This is a genomic window from Ruminococcus sp. SR1/5 (assembly GCF_000209835.1).
Classification (GTDB): domain Bacteria; phylum Bacillota; class Clostridia; order Lachnospirales; family Lachnospiraceae; genus Blautia_A; species Blautia_A fusiformis.
In genome coordinates, this window is the sequence record NC_021014.1 from 3,059,066 (window position 1) to 3,077,589 (window position 18,524).

An 18,524-nucleotide genomic window follows, 5' to 3' on the forward strand; every position below is an offset into this window, starting at 1 on the left:
ACAGAGCTTCTGGTGATAATCATTCATGGAGGAATCAAGCTTCCGGCATAAAAGATGGCACAGATCCTTCAGCCATTGACATAGCTCTTCCGTATTATGAAACTCATTTATGTGGTTGTAAACATACAAAATTTTAGCTTCAAGGTCATGCGTATCCAGATTTAATTCATAGAAAAATTTCAGGATCCGGCCAAGAAGAGAATAAATCTGTATGAAAGCGAAATTCTTTGTGCGAAATTTCTGGGTAAGCCAGTCGGAAAAATTCTGAAACCAGAGATCTATGGCAGAGGTATCCTTTTTACAGAGAAGCCGGATCAGTTCATCTTCCTTTGTATCTGAAAAATCTGCAACAGACAGATCGGAACCCAGGGCCTCTCTTCCGTCAAAGATATTCTGATGCGGGAAAAAGAATCTGTATTCCAGTGCATGTACGGCGCTTTTATAAGAATGGTTCAGGTTCCAAAAATCCTGGACAATTGTTCCAATACCTGCGTTGAGAGAAAGCCCCAGTGGCTGGCAGGCATCTGCGATTGATGAAATAAGTCCGCTGGTAAGCTGGCGGAAGCTGTTGGACTGACAGCCGCTGTGTCCCAGAATGCACAGATAGCCATCCATATCCGGGAGAAGATACACAAAATCAAGAGAAGCGGTTTCCTCAGTTATCAGATCCTGAAGGTTGAAAAGCTCCATCTGAAACTTTTCAATCCCGTAAACAGCTTTTAGATCCGGAGCATTTTCAAGCTCCAGAATAACAACTGTATAAAAATCATAATTCAGCTCCAGGTTCAGATACTTAAGATAAGGCTTCAGTCGGTAGGCTGCTTCAGAAGACGGAAGGTGTGTGATCTCGCGGAAAAATTTTTCCGTAAGAAGAGGCCTGCTTTGCTTCAGAAGCTGGAGATTTTTCTGTTCCTTTTCCATCAGTGCAAAAGCGTTTTTTACCTTCTGGATAAGATAGGCATAATCCAGAGGCTTTTCGATATAATCCAGAGCACCGAGGAGCAGAGCACGTCTTGCATATTCAAATTTATCATAGGCACTGATCAGGATGATCTTCACCATAGGATTGATCTCAAGAGCTTGACGGCTCATGGAAATGCCGTCAAGATCAGGCATTTCAATGTCAGAAATGATCAGATCTGCCGGTTCTTTTTTCATGGCTTCGATAGCAGAGGTTCCATTGTAGCAGACATGGATGATCTCTGCATTCAGTGTTTCCCAGTCTATGTTTTTTCGATACCTTCTGCAGATAAGTAATTATCATCTACGATCATTATTTTTTCATCGATATCTTCCTCCATCTGTTCGAATTCAATGGTGACGTATGTGCCGTTTCCGGGGTTGCTGCGGATCCTTACGGAACCGTTTCCGTATAATGGGTTGGAAATACGGGAACTTACGTTGGAAATTCCAAAATGCTTCTCATAATCAATAACATTATGCTCAATAGCATGGCGCAGCTGTGCAAGGGTTTCAGAGTCCATGCCGGCACCGTTGTCCTCAATGGAGATCACAACCGTATCATCGCCATAAAGAACATGGATCGAAATGAAAACAGCTGGTGTGCCCGAAGAAATCCCGTGCAGAATGGAATTTTCGAGAAATGGCTGAAGTGTAAACTTGCAGATCAGGAAATTTTCGATTCCATCTTCTGCTTCGATCTCCCAGTCCAGATTATCTTTATGACAGAGCTTTTCCATTTCCAGATAAAGCCGGGCAATTTCCAATTCATCTTTAATAGGAATAAGTTCCTTTGATTTACGCAGGGTAAGACGGTAAAAGGCAGTCAGATTTGCAATCATCTGATCAGCAATGTCAAGCTTTCCAAGGGACTGGCAGGTACGGATCGATCCCAGGATATTGTAAAGAAAATGCGGATTGATCTGTGACTGGAGCAGCTGGTATTTCAGACGTTCTTCGTTTACGGAAAGATTTACAATGGACTTCAGGTTTCCGGCTATTGTGTGCTGCATATCTTCAAAGGTGATGCCCAGTCTGTCAATCTCATCATACCTGGAAGGATCATCCGGGTGGGGAACAGTAACGATAGATAGATGTTCCGGGTCATATCCCAGCTGAAAGGCTTCCATTGCATAGGAAAGTGCAGTGATCTTCCGGGTAAGATTTTCGGAAAACAGGATAACGATGATAACAGTAAGGAGCAAGAAAATAAGGACAGTGATCAGTAAGGCACGGATCAGGATGTGCGTGTTGCCCTGAATATAGCTTTCCGGGATTTCGGTAACATGAAGCCAGCCATTGCTTAAGGTGCAGCAGTTATAATATTTGTCGCCGCTGTGAAAAGAAGAATCTGCATTTCCTTTGAGTTTCTGAAACTGTGCTTTGGAAATTCCGGATAAATTCAGTGAGGATGTATTTTTTGCTGCAATCTCTCCGTGATCTGTGAGAATGTAGCTGTATATGCGGGAATCCAAAGCAGCAGGCTGCAGATAAGTGGTAAGCTCTGAGGTGTCCAGAGCAATGCCGTAGGCGTATTCCAGAATACCGGTGGCCTGATTTTTCAGTGCCCGGACGCAGAGGATCACATCGGCAGATGATTTTTTTGTGGACAGTATTTTAGGCAGAGGCATATTGGAAACCGGTATCCAGACAGAGGAAAAGCCTGAACCGGAAACAATATTTTTATCCAGACCATATGCAGAAAGCTCATCTGTGGAAAAGAAGTACAGGCTTTCTTTTGAACCGAGCTGATCGGGCTGCAGAAAAACATATATATGGAAGAAATCGAATGTGGATTTATACAGCGAAATATTGTTTTTTACAGTGGTGAATTTTTTCAGTGCATCTACCTTATTAGAGGAAGGCTGATTTAGGGAGTACATTTGAAACTGTATGGTATCTGCTACATTTTCAACCTGACCGAGGCGGTCGTTCAGCTGAGAGACCAGCTGCTTGTCAGTCATTACGGCAGAATCGATGATACGATCTCTGGCAATGTTATAGGAAATGTGATAGCTGATGAAGGTCAGGGAAATCAGAGGTACCATAGTTGCGATCAGAAATGCGAGCAGGAGCTTATAGCGAAATGAGGAAAAAATGGGTGGGATACATTTGTGGAATTTCATAGTACATACTCTCCTTTATGTCGAAAACAAATTAATGAAACCGAATCCAGCTGTGAAAAAAGCCGTTACAAATATAGATTATATAAAAGGATTATAAAAATTAACAACAAAAATACAAGAGAACGAAAAATAATATAAAGAAATCATAAAATATTGTATTTAGAATGAGGGGGCTCTCTGGTATCCTTAAACCATCAAAAACAGGTGTGGACAAACACGAAAATGTCCAGAAAGGAAGAAAGATATGAAGAAAAAAGTAATGAGTGCAGTTTTGGCAGCAGCGATGGTTGTGGGTATGGCAGGTAACGTGGTTACTGTTTCCGCAGAGGAGAAATATGATCTTACCTTATACAGCATCGACACCACAGACCCGGATTTTGAGGACTGGCTTGCAAATGTGGAAGATGCTACGGGCCTGAACATTAATGTAATTGCGGCACCTACAGATACAGATACCCGTCAGCAGAAGATCACCACAATGCTTTCCACAGGAGATGCTTCCGTGGATGTCATTCAGATCAACGATGAGATGAGTGCGGCATTTAAAAATTCCGGATGGCTGGAAGGACTGAATGATACAGTAATGACAGATGATATCGCTGATCAGTTTGCCCAGGGATATGTAAAGAATATGATCACAGATAAGGACGGAAACATTATCGGTGTTCCAGGCTATACAGGATATTTTGCATTCTGGGTAAATCAGGAGATCATGGATGAGGTCGGAATCAAATCCATTGATACAAAAGAGGATTTCATGAAGTATATGAAGGCTGTTTCCAAGGACGGAAGATTCGGCTACGGCGGTTCCTGGGAGAAAACTTATGCATTTAACGAGCTTGCACAGTTTGTAAACATGTTCGGCGGCGATTATTTTGACTGGACCAAAGAGGAAAACAAGGAAGCAGTTCAGTTCCTCCACGATCTGGTTGCTGATAAAGAAACATCCATCGAGCAGATCGCTGATAAATATGAGCAGATGAATCCGAAGATCAATGACGGAAAATACGGATGCTGGTTCATGTGGGGCCTTGGAACAGATTATGCAAAGGCAGATATGCTTGGCGCAGATAAGATCCACATGGAAATGGTACCGGATTTCAGCGGCAAGGGAGAGCGTGCGATCTTTACAGATTCCTGGAGCTATGTTCTCAACAAAGCATCCAAGAATAAAGATGCAGCTGTGAAATTCCTCCAGTATATGGCTGATGAAGGCGGAATGGAAGCTTCCTATAAAGCATTTGACAGATATCCTGCAAGAAAGGATGTTGCAGAGAAGGTAGTTCCGGATTCTGACCCGGCAAAAGAAATGTACAGCAGATATGCAAATGAATGCAATGTACAGGGACGTCCGATGGTGGCACAGACAATGGAATTTATCAGCGATATGGGAACAATCTTCCAGTCCTGTATGAAAGACGAGATTACAGTTGATGAGTTCTGCAAGAAGGCTCAGGATGTGGTAGATATGTATAAGTAAAAGATATAAAAAACAGCAATGTAAAGCAGAGGTAAAAGTCTGCTTTACATTGCTTGATGAACAGGGAGGAAAGTTCCATGACAATAAGCAAAAAAATATGAAGTGGATACCATGGCTTTTGATCCTGCCGGTTGTACTGATTCGAGGTTTTACAACAGTATATCCCATTCTGATGACTGTGAAAAACAGCTTCTTTAATATCAGTATCCTTGCAGGTATCAATGAATTTATAGGCTTCAAGAATTACCTGAAGGTATTTTCTGATCCTAAAGTGCTCACATCGATCAGCTTTACGGCAATATTTGTGGTTGCTTCCATGATCTTTCATGTGATCCTCGGAGTTATCCTGGCACTGATCCTGAATATGAAATTCAAAGGCCGCCGTTTTCTGAGGACCATCGTGCTGATCCCGTGGGCTATGCCTGCAGTAGTAGCCGGTATGGCTGCAAAATGGGCATTTAACAATGATTATGGTCTGATCAATGATTTTATCCGCTGGTTTGTACCGGGTTACCAGAACAGCTGGCTGATCAATACAGGTACTGCAAGAGCAGCGGTAATTGCAATGGACCTGTGGAAGGACCTTCCGTTCTTTGCAATTCTTGTACTTTCCGGACTTCAGTTTATTTCCGGCGATATCTATGAGGCAGCAAAGGTAGACGGTGCAAACGGGATCCAGAGCTTTTTCCGGATCACACTTCCGCTGATCGCAAAAAATGTCCTGACTTTATGTATTCCGTTCACACTCTGGAGACTGACAACCTTCGATCTGGTTTATTCCATGACATCTGGAGGCCCTGGAGAGGATACTGCGCTGATCGCATACAGAATCACAACAGAAGCATTTACAAATCTAAACGTAGGATATGCTTCGGCGCTGGCTATGCTGCTGTTTGTTGTAATGGCGATCTTCAGCTGGCTGAATATACGTGTTATGAATAAGTTTGACAGTTAGGGGGAATTATCGTGAAGAATACAGGAAAATATAATGTTTATCATGGAGTGGTAGCCGTTGGAAGATGGGTTCTGTTTGCAGTTGTGGCTTTTCTGATCCTGTTCCCGGTTTACTGGATCTTTATTTCTTCGATCACACCGTCAGGAGAACTGTTTAAAACACCGATCGATTATCTTCCGGATCATCCCACACTGGAAAGCTATAAATTTCTGATACAGAATGTAGGACTGCTTTCAAAGATCGGAAATACAGTTCTGATCGTAGGCATTACACTTGTGATCAGTACCGTGCTGTGTGCAATGGCTGCCTATGGCTTCTCAAGATTTAACTCAAAGGGAGTTTCTGTTGCATTTGCGTTTGTTCTGGCTACCATGCTGATCCCTGAGGTTGTCACAGCCCGCCCGCTGTATGAGTTTATGCAGAAGGTAAAGCTGTATGATACATATCCGGGACTTATCCTTCTTTATATCAGTACCGTTATACCGTTTACGGTTCTGATCCTCAGAAACTTTGTCGGTGAGATCCCGATCTCACTGGAGGAGGCAGCTGCTATTGACGGCGCATCTTTTTCACAGAGACTGTTTACGATCGTTCTGCCGCTGATGAAGCCGGCAATCGCTACGGTTTGCATTATCAACTTTATTACCTGTCTGAATAACTTTTTCACACCGTTGTTTTATTCAAATGGTATTCAGGTACTTTCTGTTTCCATCGTACAGCTTCCGTTACGTGACAACATGTATGGAGTTCCGTGGGATCTGGTCAGCGCCATGGGATGGATCATCCTTCTTCCGATCATTATCTTTGTAGCTGTTTTTGAGAAACAGATCATGGATGGTATCATGGCAGGTGGAGTAAAAGCGTAAATATAATATTTTTAATTTCCAAAAGAGAGGAGAAAACAGATATGTATCAGGCATTTACAGGCGGACTGGGAGGGATCGCACTTGCAAAGCATGGAAAAAGCCGTGCGATCAACGCAGAAAATCCTCATGGAGAAAAAGGCAGAGGCGGTATGGCTGCAAGTCATCTGGGACCGTCCAGAAAAGGAAGCCCGTGTCTCAGGGATATTGAGCCGGGAACTGTGGTAACTCTGGCAGAAATGGAAGGACCGGGACAGATCAATCATATCTGGATCACCGTTGATAACAAGACTACAGAGGCAGATTGCTTTGTACTGAGAGATCTTGTAATCCGTATGTACTGGGATGACGAGGAAACTCCTTCCGTGGAAAGTCCTCTGGGTGATTTCTTCTGCTGCGGATTCGGAAGGGAATGTTTTGTAAATTCTGTTCCGGTGGCTGTTGTTCCAAACAGGGGCTTTAACTGCTATTTCCCGATGCCGTTTAAGAAGAAAGCAAAGATCACACTGGAAAACCAGCATGCAAATAAAATCCCGGCTTTCTTTTATCAGGTAGATTACTGTCTCTATGATGAGCTTCCGGACGATATTGCTTATTTCCATGCGCAGTGGAGAAGGGAACGGTTGACAGAAAAACAAAAGATTATACAATTTTGGATGGAGTAAAAGGAAAAGGCCATTATATAGGAACCTACATGGCACTTACCACACTGGAACGTTACTGGTGGGGCGAGGGAGAAATGAAGTTTTATATTGACGGAGATGAGGAGTATCCGACCATCTGTGGAACAGGAACGGAAGATTACTTTGGTGGTTCCTGGAGCTTTGCCAAACAGGTGGATGGAAAAACCGTGGAACAGAATTATAACACGCCGTATCTGGGATATCCGTATTATTCTGCCCATGACGAGCTGATCCACAATTTTTATCATAATGATGACTGCCCGCCAATGAGAGGCTTTTACAGATGGCATTTACAGGATCCAATCTGCTTTGAAGAGGATCTTCGCGTTACGATTCAGCAGATAGGCGTCGGATACCGTGGCCTGTTTGAACGACAGGATGATGTGGCAAGTGTAGCGTACTGGTATCAGACACTTCCTCATGCACCGTTCCAGCCGTTGATGTCAAAAGAGGATAGATGGCCCAGATAAAAAGGGTGGTAGAGATTGAAAAAACAGGTATTTTGCGGGGTATTTGCCCTGGCTCTGGCAGTGACAGGATGTGGAGTCCAGAAGAAGGAGGCTGCATCTGATATTGTGCCGGAGAACAGACAGGAACTGACGATCCTTCATGTGGATGCAGGCACAGAAGGCTTTGATTCTTTTATCAGCCAGGCGGAAAAAGATCTTGGAATAAAGATCCATATTGAAAAAATGTCCGGCCAATGCGGACAATCGCCAGGCCAAAATAGCAACTCTTCTGACATCAGGAGATGATTCTGTTGATCTGATCACAGTAAATGATGAGATGATATCCGAATTTAAACATAAGGGATTTCTTCTTCCGCTGGAAGATACGGTTATGACAGAGGAGACAGCGGCGAATTTTCTGCAGGAATACCTGAAAGAAATATGCATGTCAGACGGACATATTTTTTCGGTACCGTTCAGGATGGATATCATGGCATTCTGGGTGAATCAGGAATTGCTGGATCAGGCTGGTCTGGACAGACTCTCCGGTCTCAGTGATCTTGAGATCCTTCAGAAAAAGCTTCAGAATACGGGAAAATATGCATACGGGGATGCATGGGAGATTTCCTACATATATAACAGTATCAGCGAGTATGTCAATTTTTTCGGAGGAGATTATACAGACTGGACGAATCCGAAAACCAGAGAAGCGGCAGAATATATGAAGCGAATGCTGGATACAGGGATGATATCAGAGGAGAATCTGATCGACCAGCATGATCAGCTGAATGAAAAATTTATAAACGGCCAGTATGGATGTATGTTCATGTATACCGGTGCGTTGAGGACCTTTCAGAATGCAGGCGTATATGGAAAAGATAAGATCCATATGGCACTATTGCCGGAATTTGCCAAGAAGGTGACCAATATCGCAACCTGGCAGTATGTACTGAATAAAAATTCTGATCATAAAGAAGCAGCTCTGAAGTTCCTTCAGTATGTGTCCGGATATGAGGCAAGCAAAAATTACGGACAGCTGACCAAAATGTGTCCGGCAAGACTGGATGTGATCGAGGATAAGAATTTTGATCTGGATGGCATTGAAATGATCCGGCAATATCTGAAAGATTATAAGCTGAAAGCAAGACCACTGTGTGCCGATTCCATAGAAGCTATTTCGGCTATGGGTACGGAATTTCAGAAATATGTGCTGGGACAGAAAACAGAAGCGGAATTTTTTGCCGGGGCACAGAAATGCATAGACCAGTATTACAAAAAAGCATCGTACTGATGCTTTTTTTGTTGCGAAAAAATAAGAACTTTTTTTCAAAACATATTGACAAATATTTTACATGGTGATATCTTAAAGACTGTAGATGTTAGCACTCCACTAAAATGAGTGCTAACAGATATAAAAAAGAATCAACATCCGTCAGGAAAGAATAAAAAGGAAAGGAGATGGATTCATGGAAGAGGTGTTGAATGAGCGCAAGCAAAAAATCTTAAAAGCAATCATCAAGACCTATATGGAAACCGGAGAACCGGTTGGTTCCAGGACCATTTCCAAGTATGCGGATCTCAATGTCAGTTCCGCAACGATCCGAAATGAAATGTCAGACCTGACAGATATGGGCTATATCGTCCAGCCTCATACCTCAGCAGGAAGGATTCCTTCAGATAAGGGCTACAGACTTTACGTCAATGAGCTAATGAAGGAGAAGGAAGCGGAGGTCGCAGAGCTGCGAGATCTGATCATTGAGAAGACAGATAAGATGGATAAGGTGCTTAAGAAGGTTGCGAAGGTTCTTGCTTCCAATACCAACTATGCTACCATGGTTTCCGTTCCGCAGTACAGCGGCAACAAGATCAAGTTCATCCAGCTGTCGAGGATGAGCGAGCTTCAGCTTGTGGCAGTGGTTGTCAGTGACAACAACACAGTCCGGAACCAGATCATCAATCTGGATGAGGAAATGGACGACCAGACGATCCTGAAACTGAATCTTCTTCTTAACACCAATCTCAATGGGATCCCGATCCAGGATATCAACCTTGGGATGATCGCCAGACTGAAGGAACAGGCAGGCAGCCACAGCGGTGTGGTGGCAACGGTTCTGGATGCAGTGGCAGCCACCATTCATGTGGAAGAGGAAGATATGGAGATCTATACTTCAGGTGCAACTAACATCTTCAAGTATCCGGAGCTTGCCGATAAAGAGAAGGCAACGGAGCTGATCTCCGCATTTGAGGAGAAGCATGAACTTGCCGATCTTGTAAAAGAACAGATGTCAGATGGAGAGAATACAGGAATCCAGGTTTACATCGGTGATGAGATGCCAATCCAGACCATGAAGGACTGCAGCATTGTAACTGCCAGATATGAACTGGGAGACGGAATGTACGGAACCATCGGGATCATCGGTCCCAAACGAATGGATTATGAGAATGTAGTGGACAGTCTGAAGGAACTGAAGAATCATCTGGATGACGTTTTGAAAAAGAAGAAAACTTAGAAAGGCGGTAGAAAAAAAGTGTCGGAGGAAACAAAGAAAACATCCGAAGAGCAGGAAGCGGAGAAGGAAATCCCCGTAACTGACGGAGATCAGGAAGAAGAAAACCTGACACCGGAGGGAGAAGATCTGCCGGAGGAAGAAAACAATACTCCAGGCGAAGAAGCTGCCTCAGAGGATAAAAAAGAAGAAAAATCAAAAACTTCCTTCTTCGGAAAGAAGAAAAAAGATAAATCTGAGCAGAAGGTGGAGGAACTTACCGATCGCCTGAAGCGTACCATGGCTGAATTTGACAATTTCCGTAAAAGAACGGAAAAAGAAAAATCCAGTATGTACATCATCGGAGCAAAAGAGATCGTTGAAAAGATCCTGCCGGTTGTGGATAACTTCGAAAGAGGTCTTGCACAGGCACAGGAAGGCGATGCTTTTGCAGATGGAATGAAAATGATCTACAAGCAGCTTACCACAACACTGGATGAGCTTGGTGTGAAGCCGATCGAAGCAGTGGGAAAGGAATTCAACCCGGATTTCCATAATGCAGTGATGCATGTGGAGGATGAAGAGGTTGGAGAGAACATCGTGGTGGAAGAATTCCAGAAGGGTTACACCTACAAGGATTTCGTAGTACGCCACAGTATGGTAAAGGTTGCGAACTAACTGACAACAAACTTTATTTTAACAGATACAGACTAAAACAGGAGGAAAAAATCATGGGAAAGATTATTGGTATTGACTTAGGTACAACAAACAGCTGTGTAGCCGTAATGGAAGGTGGACAGCCGACAGTTATCGCAAATACAGAAGGCGCAAGAACAACACCATCCGTTGTAGCATTCACAAAAACAGGAGAGCGTCTGGTAGGTGAGCCTGCAAAACGTCAGGCAGTTACAAATGCAGACAGAACGATCTCCTCTATCAAAAGAGAGATGGGTACCGATTACCGTGTAACCATCGATGACAAGAAATATTCTCCACAGGAGATCTCCGCAATGATCCTTCAGAAACTGAAAAAGGATGCAGAGGCATATCTTGGTGAGAAAGTAACAGAGGCAGTTATCACAGTTCCGGCTTACTTCAACGATGCTCAGCGTCAGGCTACCAAAGATGCAGGTAAGATCGCAGGTCTTGATGTAAAACGTATCATCAACGAGCCTACAGCAGCAGCTCTTGCATATGGTCTTGACAATGAGAAAGAGCAGAAGATCATGGTATACGACCTTGGCGGCGGTACATTCGATGTATCCGTGATCGAGATCGGTGATGGTGTTATCGAGGTTCTTTCCACAGCTGGTAACAACCGTCTTGGTGGAGATGACTTTGATAAGAAGGTCACAGATTACATGCTTTCCGAGTTCAAGAGAACAGAGGGCGTAGACTTAAGCAACGATAAGATGGCTCTTCAGAGACTGAAAGAGGCAGCTGAGAAGGCTAAGAAAGAGCTTTCTTCTGCAACAACAACAAACATCAACCTTCCGTTCATCACAGCTACAGCTGAGGGACCGAAGCATTTCGATATGAACCTTACAAGAGCTAAATTTGATGAGCTGACACATGATCTTGTAGAGATGACTGCAGAGCCGGTTCGCCGTGCACTGTCTGATGCAGGTATCACAGCTTCCGAGCTTGGCCAGGTACTTCTGGTTGGTGGTTCTTCCCGTATCCCGGCTGTACAGGATAAGGTAAGACAGTTAACTGGCAAAGAGCCAAGCAAGAACCTGAACCCGGATGAGTGTGTTGCACTTGGTGCTTCCGTACAGGGTGGTAAACTTGCAGGTGATGCAGGTGCCGGTGATATCCTTCTTCTGGATGTTACCCCACTGTCACTGTCCATCGAGACAATGGGTGGTATCGCAACTCGTCTGATCGAGAGAAATACTACAATTCCTACAAAGAAGAGCCAGATCTTCTCCACAGCAGCAGATAACCAGACAGCTGTAGATATCAACGTTGTACAGGGTGAGCGTCAGTTCGCGAAAGACAACAAATCCCTCGGCCAGTTCCGTCTGGATGGAATCCCGCCAGCACGTCGTGGAGTTCCGCAGATTGAGGTAACATTTGATATTGATGCCAACGGTATCGTTAATGTATCCGCTAAAGACCTTGGAACAGGTAAAGAGCAGCACATCACAATCACAGCTGGTTCCAATATGTCCGATTCCGATATCGACAAAGCTGTCAAAGAAGCAGCTGAGTTCGAGGCTCAGGATAAGAAACGTAAAGAGGCTATCGACACAAGAAACAATGCAGACTCCATGGTATTCCAGGTTGAGAATGCACTGAAAGAAGCTGGCGACAAGCTTGACGCAAACGATAAAGCAAGTGTTGAGGCTGACCTCAATGCACTGAAAGATCTTCTTGCACAGACAGCAAATGCTCAGGAGCTTACTGATTCTCAGGTTGCAGACATCAAGGCTGCACAGGAGAAGATGATGGAGAGCGCTCAGAAGCTGTTCTCCAAGATGTATGAGCAGACTCAGGGAGCTCAGGGTCAGGCTGGTCCGGGACCGGATATGGGCAACATGGGCGGAAACGCTGGTGCTCAGGGCGGAAATGAAGCAGGATACGGCGATGATGTTGTAGATGCTGATTACAAGGAAGTCTAAGACAAGTAGGAAATAATTACAATGGCTGATAAAAGAGATTATTATGAAGTCTTAGGTGTGGATAAAAACGCCGACGACGCAACATTAAAAAAGCATATCGTAAGCTGGCCAAGAAATATCACCCGGATGTAAATCCGGGTGATAAAGAGGCTGAGGCGAAGTTCAAAGAGGCGACAGAGGCTTACTCCGTTTTAAGTGATGCCGACAAGAGAAGACAGTATGATCAGTTTGGTCATGCAGCATTCGAAAACGGCGGCGGAGGCGGAGCCGGCGGCTTTGGTGGATTCGACTTCAACGGTGCGGATATGGGAGACATCTTCGGAGATATCTTCGGAGACCTGTTCGGCGGCGGAGGCAGAACCAGACGGGCCAACAATGGACCGATGAAGGGTGCCAACCTTCGTGCACGTGTGAACATTACTTTTGAGGAAGCGGTTTTCGGATGCGAGAAAGAGCTGGAGATCGTTCTGAAGGATGAGTGTACCACATGTCACGGAACCGGAGCGAAACCTGGAACATCACCGGTCACATGTCCGAAATGTAAAGGCCAGGGTCAGATCGTTTACACCCAGCAGTCCATGTTTGGTATGGTACGTAATGTTCAGACCTGTCCGGACTGTAACGGAACCGGTAAGGTGATCAAGGACAAATGCAGTGCCTGCCGTGGAACCGGATATACTTCTTCCAGAAAGAAGATCCAGGTATCTGTACCGGCCGGTATCGACAATGGCCAGTGCATCCGTATCCGTGAAAAAGGTGAGCCGGGAACCAACGGCGGTCCGAGAGGAGATCTGCTGGTTGAGGTAAATGTAGCCCGTCATCCGATCTTCCAGAGACAGGATATGAATATCTTTTCAACAGCTCCGATCACATTTGCACAGGCTGCACTTGGCGGTGAGATGCGTATTAATACCGTTGACGGTGAGGTTTCCTATGAGGTGAAACCGGGAACACAGACAGATACAAGAATCCGCCTGAAGGGCAAAGGTGTTCCGTCATTACGTAACAAGAATGTTCGTGGTGACCACTATGTAACCCTGGTAGTCCAGACTCCGACAAATCTCAATGAGGAAGCAAAGAAAGCTCTGGAAGCTTTTGATGCGGCATGTGGAAACCGTCCGTCAGAGGACAGCACATCCGAGACTTCCGAAAAAACCGAAAAGAAGAAAAAAGGTTTCCGTGAGAAAGTTAAGGAAATGTTTGAGGAATAAATAAAGTGAAAACAGGAAAGAGGCACAAAATGCCTCTTTCTTTTTTTCTGTATTCGTGTATATTAAAAGAAGTGCCCGTTTTCAGGAAAACAGGCAACAGACAGGAAAAGAAATCCGTAAATGTGTATACAGCATAAGGAGATATAGAAATATGAAATGGAACCGTTTTACACTTAAGACAAAAACAGAGGCAGAGGATATTGTGATCTGTACACTTGCCGAGGTGGGAATTGAAGGTGTGGAGATCCAGGACAAGCAGCCGCTGACCGATGAGGATAAGGCACAGATGTTTGTGGATATTATGCCGGAAGGACCAGCAGATGACGGGATCGCATATCTGAACTTCTATCTGGAAGAGGATGCGGATACCGAGGCAATCCTGAAAGATGTGAAGGCTGCACTGGAGGATCTGAGAAGCTTTGTGGATATCGGAGAGGCAACCATCACAGAATCCCAGACAGAGGACAAGGACTGGATCAATAACTGGAAACAGTACTTCCATCAGTTCTATGTAGACGACATTCTGATCGTACCGTCCTGGGAAGAAGTGAAGGCAGAAGATAAGGACAAGATGATCCTCCACATTGATCCGGGAACTGCCTTTGGTACAGGAATGCATGAGACCACACAGCTTGTGATCCGTCAGCTGAAGAAATTTGTGAAGCCGGGAATGGAGATCCTTGATGTGGGAACCGGAAGTGGAATCCTGGGGATCGTTGCACTGAAGCTTGGTGCAGGTCATGTGGTTGGTACAGACCTTGATCCCTGTGCAGTTCCGGCAGTATCTGAGAACAAGGAGGCCAACCAGATCGAGGAGAAATCCTTTGACATGATGATCGGAAACATCATCGATGACAAAGAAGTTCAGGAACAGGTCGGATATGAGAAATATGATATCGTAACTGCAAATATCCTGGCAGATGTTCTGGTACCGTTGACTCCGGTGATCGTTGCACAGATGAAAAAAGGCGCTTACTACATTACATCAGGCATTCTGGATGTAAAGGAGGATGTCGTGGTGAAGGCTGTAAAAGACGCCGGTCTGACTCTTGTTGAGGTGACTCATCAGGGCGAGTGGGTATCTGTGACAGCAAGAAAGGACTGATCTCATGCAGCGATTTTTTGTGGAACCTCATCAGATCGACAGGGACAGACATGAGATCCGTATCACAGGAAATGATGTCAATCATATTGTCAATGTGCTCCGTATGAAAAAGACGAGGAGCTATGGATCAGCGATAAGGAAAAGAATATCACTGTGTGATCGAAAACGCAGGGGAGAATGAAGTCCTGCTTCATATCCTCTATGTACAGGAGCCGGATTATGAGCTGCAGAACCGTATTTATCTTTTTCAGGGACTGCCGAAGGCTGATAAGATGGAGCTGATCATCCAGAAGGCAGTAGAGCTTGGAGCATATTCCGTAGTTCCTGTTTCAACCAGGCGCTGCGTGGTAAAACTGGATAACAAAAAAGCAGAAAAAAAGTATCCCGCTGGCAGCAGATCGCAGAAAGTGCGGCAAAACAGTCCAAGCGTATGCTGGTGCCGGAGGTACATTCTGTGATGACCTTTAAAGAAGCCCTTGTCTATGCAAAAGAACTGGACGTTCTATTGATCCCTTATGAGCTTGCAAAGGGAATGAAAGAGACGAAAGAACTGATCCGGTCGATCGAACCGGGAAAAAGCATCGGTGTCTTTATCGGCCCGGAGGGTGGTTTTGAAGAGCAGGAAGTGGCAGATGCCATGGAAGCCGGTGCGAAACCCATCACCCTGGGACACCGGATCTTACGGACAGAAACTGCGGGACTCGCAGTACTTTCTGTTCTGATGTTTCAACTGGAGGATGAATAAACTATGGAAGCATATTTTGACAATTCCGCGACAACGAGATGCTTCGATGAAGTAAAGGATATTGTCTGCAAAACCATGACAGAAGATTTCGGAAATCCTTCTGCCATGCATAAAAAGGGAATGGAAGCGGAGAATTATGTCCGCAGAAGTGCCCAGACCCTTGCAAAATTACTGAAAGTGAATGAAAAAGAGATTCTTTTTACCTCCGGTGGAACAGAATCGGATAACCTTGCTATCATCGGTGGTGTGGAAGCCAATAAGCGTATGGGAAACCATATCATCACAACTGCAGTAGAGCATGCAGCAGTGGCCCAGCCTTTTGCTTATCTGAAGGAACAGGGCTATGAGGTGACCATTCTTCCTGTGGATCATCAGGGAGTTGTAAAGCTGGATGCACTGGAAGCAGCTCTTCGTCCGGATACCATTCTGGTGTCTGTGATGTACGTGAACAATGAGGTGGGAGCCGTGATGCCGGTAGAAGAGATCGGAAAGCTTGTCCATGAAAAAAGTCCGAAAGCACTTTTTCATGTAGATGCCATCCAGGCATTCGGAAAGTATCGTATCTATCCGAAAAAGCTGGGGATCGATCTTCTTTCTGTGAGCGGCCACAAGATCCATGGACCAAAGGGCGTAGGCTTTCTCTATATTAACGAAAAAGTAAGAGTACAGCCGCAGATCCTTGGAGGCGGACAGCAGAACGGCATGCGTTCCGGAACAGACAATGTGCCGGGGATCGCAGGCCTTGGCGTTGCCGCAGAGATGGTATATACGGATTTTGATAAAAAAATACAGCACCTTTATGACCTGAAAGAACGGATGGCAGAGGGACTTTCAAAGCTTGGAGACATCACCATCAACGGAATGCCTTTAAGAGAAGGGGCACCGCACATCATGAGCGTGACTTTTCATGGAGTCCGAAGCGAAGTCCTGCTCCATACACTGGAAGAATTCGGAGTATATATTTCCGCAGGAAGTGCATGCTCCAGTCATAAGAGAAAACCGAGTGCAACACTGACAGCTATGGGACTTTCAAGAGCGGATGTGGAGAGTACCGTTCGCATCAGCTTCTGTGAGGAAAATACCTTTGAAGAGGTAGATTACTGCCTGGAAGCACTGGGAAAAACAATTCCGATGCTGCGCAGGTATGCACGTCGATAGAGAATACAGAAGAAAGGGATTTTTATGTTAGTACATGCATTTCTGATCAAATATGCGGAAATTGCCCTTAAGGGAAAAAACCGCTATCGTTTTGAAGATGCTCTCGTACATCAGATGGAGATCGCACTCTCCAAGATCGAGGGAGATTTTGAAGTAAAAAAAGAGCAGGGAAGAGTTTATGTATTCTGCCCGGAGAATTATGATTACGATGAGGCTGTAGATGCGCTGCAGCATGTATTCGGTATTGTAGGCATCTGCCCGGTTATGATCTATGAAGAACAGGGCTTTGAGAAGCTTGCCGAAGATGTTGTGGGTTATATGAAGCAGTGGCATCCGGACTTTAACGGAAGCTTCAAGGTCTGGACACGCCGCGCAAAGAAATCCTATCCGATCAGCTCCATGGAAGTCAGTGCTGAGCTTGGCGGACGTATCCTGGATGCGTTCCCGGAGGCGAGTGTAGATGTTCATCATCCGGAGCTGGATCTTTCTGTTGAGATCCGTGACAAGATTTACGTATATTCCCAGACCATTCCGGGCGCGGGCGGAATGCCCATCGGAACAAACGGAAAAGCCATGCTTCTTCTTTCCGGTGGGATCGACAGTCCGGTTGCCGGCTATATGATCGCAAAACGTGGTGTTAAGATCGATGCGGTATATTTCCATGCACCGCCCTACACCAGTGAGCGCGCAAAACAGAAGGTAGTGGATCTTGCCCGCCTGGTAGCCAAATACAGCGGACCGATCCGTCTCCATGTAGTTAACTTTACAGATATACAGCTTTATATTTATGATCAGTGTCCTCATGATGAGCTTACTATTATCATGAGAAGATATATGATGCGTATTGCCGAGCATTTCGCTAAAAAAGACCGTTGTCTCGGACTTATCACAGGTGAGAGCATCGGACAGGTTGCAAGCCAGACCTTACAGAGCCTTGCTTCTACAAATGAAGTCTGCACACTTCCGGTATATCGTCCGGTGATCGGCTTTGATAAAGAGGAGATCGTCCGTATTTCCAGAAAGATCGATACCTTTGAGACTTCTATTCAGCCGTTTGAGGATTGCTGTACCATCTTTGTAGCGAAACATCCTGTAACAAAGCCGAATCTTAAGGTGATCCGCCGTTCTGAGCAGAAGCTTTCTGAGAAGATCGATGAGCTTATGGAAACGGCTCTGAATACCACAGAGATCATTGAAATTCAGTGATCCGTTTTTAGATAAGAAAAAACAAACAGGGAACCTCGCTGCAGAGGTTCCCTGGAATTACCGATATATCAGGAAAAGGGAGTTCATTGAGAACAGAAGGATTCTGAAAGCATGAAAAAAGAGGAACTGTATACGATACAGTTCCTCTCAAATATACAGTATAGATTAGTCGATTGTATATTTGGAAATAATCTGCATTACGTTATCCAGAGCAGCGCCATCTGCATGGATGTTGAGGTCGATCGGCTTGGAAAGATCCAGGCTGAAGATACCCATGATGGATTTTGCATCGATCACATATCTTCCGGATACTAAATCAAAATCGCAGTCGAATTTGCTGATCTCGTTTACGAATGCTTTCACCTTATCGATGGAATTCAGTGAGATTTTAGCTGTTTTCATTATAATAACCTCCCTTGATAAATTTTTGTTGTTTTACAGCTTTCATCTTACCTGTCAGTACCCAAAAAGTC

At 44.8% G+C, this 18,524-nt stretch carries 16 protein-coding genes and 2 pseudogenes; 15 read left to right on the forward strand and 3 right to left on the reverse strand.

The features are described 5' to 3' along the window. Together CK1_RS15375 and CK1_RS15380 are read right to left on the reverse strand one after the other, a co-directional pair. The coding region (locus tag CK1_RS15375) for a response regulator (protein WP_306288980.1) at positions 1 to 1,158 on the reverse strand (1,158 nt) is incomplete at its 3' end. A 65-nt stretch (positions 1,159 to 1,223) separates the two neighbouring features. Beyond that, positions 1,224 to 3,086: a sensor histidine kinase gene (locus tag CK1_RS15380; protein WP_015527071.1), complete on the reverse strand. Its 1,863-nt coding sequence runs from the start codon at positions 3,084 to 3,086 to the stop codon at positions 1,224 to 1,226. A 244-nt stretch (positions 3,087 to 3,330) separates the two neighbouring features. Between CK1_RS15380 and CK1_RS15385 the strand changes: the two genes are divergently transcribed. From CK1_RS15385 to thiI, 15 genes and pseudogenes are all read left to right on the forward strand, one after another. Continuing rightward, entirely contained in the window at positions 3,331 to 4,566 is a 1,236-nt protein-coding gene (locus CK1_RS15385) for an ABC transporter substrate-binding protein (protein WP_015527072.1), read from the forward strand. 97 nt (positions 4,567 to 4,663) lie between these two features. Then, positions 4,664 to 5,521, forward strand: a complete 858-nt coding sequence (locus CK1_RS15390) for a carbohydrate ABC transporter permease (RefSeq protein WP_306288981.1) — start codon at positions 4,664 to 4,666, stop codon at positions 5,519 to 5,521. Between the two features lie 11 nt (positions 5,522 to 5,532). Then, complete coding sequence (locus CK1_RS15395; RefSeq protein WP_021652326.1) at positions 5,533 to 6,387, forward strand: carbohydrate ABC transporter permease; 855 nt, start codon at positions 5,533 to 5,535, stop codon at positions 6,385 to 6,387. Between the two features lie 41 nt (positions 6,388 to 6,428). Continuing rightward, the gene (locus tag CK1_RS18930; protein WP_015527073.1) at positions 6,429 to 7,049 is read left to right on the forward strand and encodes a glycoside hydrolase family 172 protein; all 621 of its coding nucleotides are present in this window, start codon (positions 6,429 to 6,431) and stop codon (positions 7,047 to 7,049) included. Next, complete coding sequence (locus CK1_RS18935; RefSeq protein WP_502685113.1) at positions 7,037 to 7,537, forward strand: glycoside hydrolase family 172 protein; 501 nt, start codon at positions 7,037 to 7,039, stop codon at positions 7,535 to 7,537. The genes CK1_RS18930 and CK1_RS18935 overlap by 13 nt, the downstream gene beginning before the upstream one ends. A 15-nt stretch (positions 7,538 to 7,552) precedes the next feature. Next, entirely contained in the window at positions 7,553 to 7,822 is a 270-nt protein-coding gene (locus CK1_RS15405; RefSeq protein WP_306288982.1) for a hypothetical protein, read from the forward strand. Continuing rightward, entirely contained in the window at positions 7,752 to 8,807 is a 1,056-nt protein-coding gene (locus CK1_RS15410; RefSeq protein WP_306288983.1) for an ABC transporter substrate-binding protein, read from the forward strand. The genes CK1_RS15405 and CK1_RS15410 overlap by 71 nt, the downstream gene beginning before the upstream one ends. 175 nt (positions 8,808 to 8,982) lie before the next feature. Next, the gene (gene hrcA / locus CK1_RS15415) at positions 8,983 to 10,026 is read left to right on the forward strand and encodes a heat-inducible transcriptional repressor HrcA (RefSeq protein ID WP_015527075.1); all 1,044 of its coding nucleotides are present in this window, start codon (positions 8,983 to 8,985) and stop codon (positions 10,024 to 10,026) included. Between the two features lie 18 nt (positions 10,027 to 10,044). Further along, positions 10,045 to 10,680 carry a nucleotide exchange factor GrpE gene (gene grpE, locus CK1_RS15420; RefSeq protein WP_059085388.1) on the forward strand — a complete coding sequence of 212 codons (636 nt, stop codon included), beginning with the start codon at positions 10,045 to 10,047 and terminating at the stop codon, positions 10,678 to 10,680. 53 nt (positions 10,681 to 10,733) lie between these two features. Further along, entirely contained in the window at positions 10,734 to 12,626 is a 1,893-nt protein-coding gene (gene dnaK / locus CK1_RS15425) for a molecular chaperone DnaK (RefSeq protein ID WP_015527076.1), read from the forward strand. Positions 12,627 to 12,647: 21 nt separating this feature from the next. Then, a pseudogene (gene dnaJ, locus CK1_RS15430) lies at positions 12,648 to 13,837 on the forward strand (molecular chaperone DnaJ). A 151-nt stretch (positions 13,838 to 13,988) separates the two neighbouring features. Beyond that, the gene (prmA, locus tag CK1_RS15435) at positions 13,989 to 14,942 is read left to right on the forward strand and encodes a 50S ribosomal protein L11 methyltransferase (RefSeq protein WP_015527080.1); all 954 of its coding nucleotides are present in this window, start codon (positions 13,989 to 13,991) and stop codon (positions 14,940 to 14,942) included. Between the two features lie 155 nt (positions 14,943 to 15,097). Continuing rightward, a pseudogene (locus CK1_RS15440) lies at positions 15,098 to 15,687 on the forward strand (RsmE family RNA methyltransferase). A 3-nt stretch (positions 15,688 to 15,690) separates the two neighbouring features. Next, a complete protein-coding gene (locus CK1_RS15445; protein ID WP_015527082.1) occupies positions 15,691 to 16,845 on the forward strand; it encodes a cysteine desulfurase family protein in 1,155 nt (384 codons plus the stop codon). Between the two features lie 24 nt (positions 16,846 to 16,869). Then, positions 16,870 to 18,051, forward strand: a complete 1,182-nt coding sequence (gene thiI, locus CK1_RS15450; RefSeq protein ID WP_015527083.1) for a tRNA uracil 4-sulfurtransferase ThiI — start codon at positions 16,870 to 16,872, stop codon at positions 18,049 to 18,051. Between the two features lie 165 nt (positions 18,052 to 18,216). On the opposite strand, the gene CK1_RS15455 is transcribed toward thiI, so the two are convergent. Beyond that, complete coding sequence (locus CK1_RS15455; protein WP_015527084.1) at positions 18,217 to 18,453, reverse strand: HPr family phosphocarrier protein; 237 nt, start codon at positions 18,451 to 18,453, stop codon at positions 18,217 to 18,219. Positions 18,454 to 18,524 lie beyond the last annotated feature (71 nt).

Bases quoted from the DNA above. Each gene is read 5' to 3' on its own strand.
- CK1_RS15380 (WP_015527071.1), bottom strand. From the start codon at position 3,086: ATGAAATTCCACAAATGTATCCCACCCATTTTTTCCTCATTTCGCTAT.
- dnaK (WP_015527076.1), top strand. From the start codon at position 10,734: ATGGGAAAGATTATTGGTATTGACTTAGGTACAACAAACAGCTGTGTA.
- thiI (WP_015527083.1), top strand. From the start codon at position 16,870: ATGTTAGTACATGCATTTCTGATCAAATATGCGGAAATTGCCCTTAAG.
- CK1_RS15445 (WP_015527082.1), top strand. From the start codon at position 15,691: ATGGAAGCATATTTTGACAATTCCGCGACAACGAGATGCTTCGATGAA.
- CK1_RS15385 (WP_015527072.1), top strand. From the start codon at position 3,331: ATGAAGAAAAAAGTAATGAGTGCAGTTTTGGCAGCAGCGATGGTTGTG.
- CK1_RS18930 (WP_015527073.1), top strand. From the start codon at position 6,429: ATGTATCAGGCATTTACAGGCGGACTGGGAGGGATCGCACTTGCAAAG.
- CK1_RS15455 (WP_015527084.1), bottom strand. From the start codon at position 18,453: ATGAAAACAGCTAAAATCTCACTGAATTCCATCGATAAGGTGAAAGCA.
- prmA (WP_015527080.1), top strand. From the start codon at position 13,989: ATGAAATGGAACCGTTTTACACTTAAGACAAAAACAGAGGCAGAGGAT.
- CK1_RS15390 (WP_306288981.1), top strand. From the start codon at position 4,664: ATGAAGTGGATACCATGGCTTTTGATCCTGCCGGTTGTACTGATTCGA.
- hrcA (WP_015527075.1), top strand. From the start codon at position 8,983: ATGGAAGAGGTGTTGAATGAGCGCAAGCAAAAAATCTTAAAAGCAATC.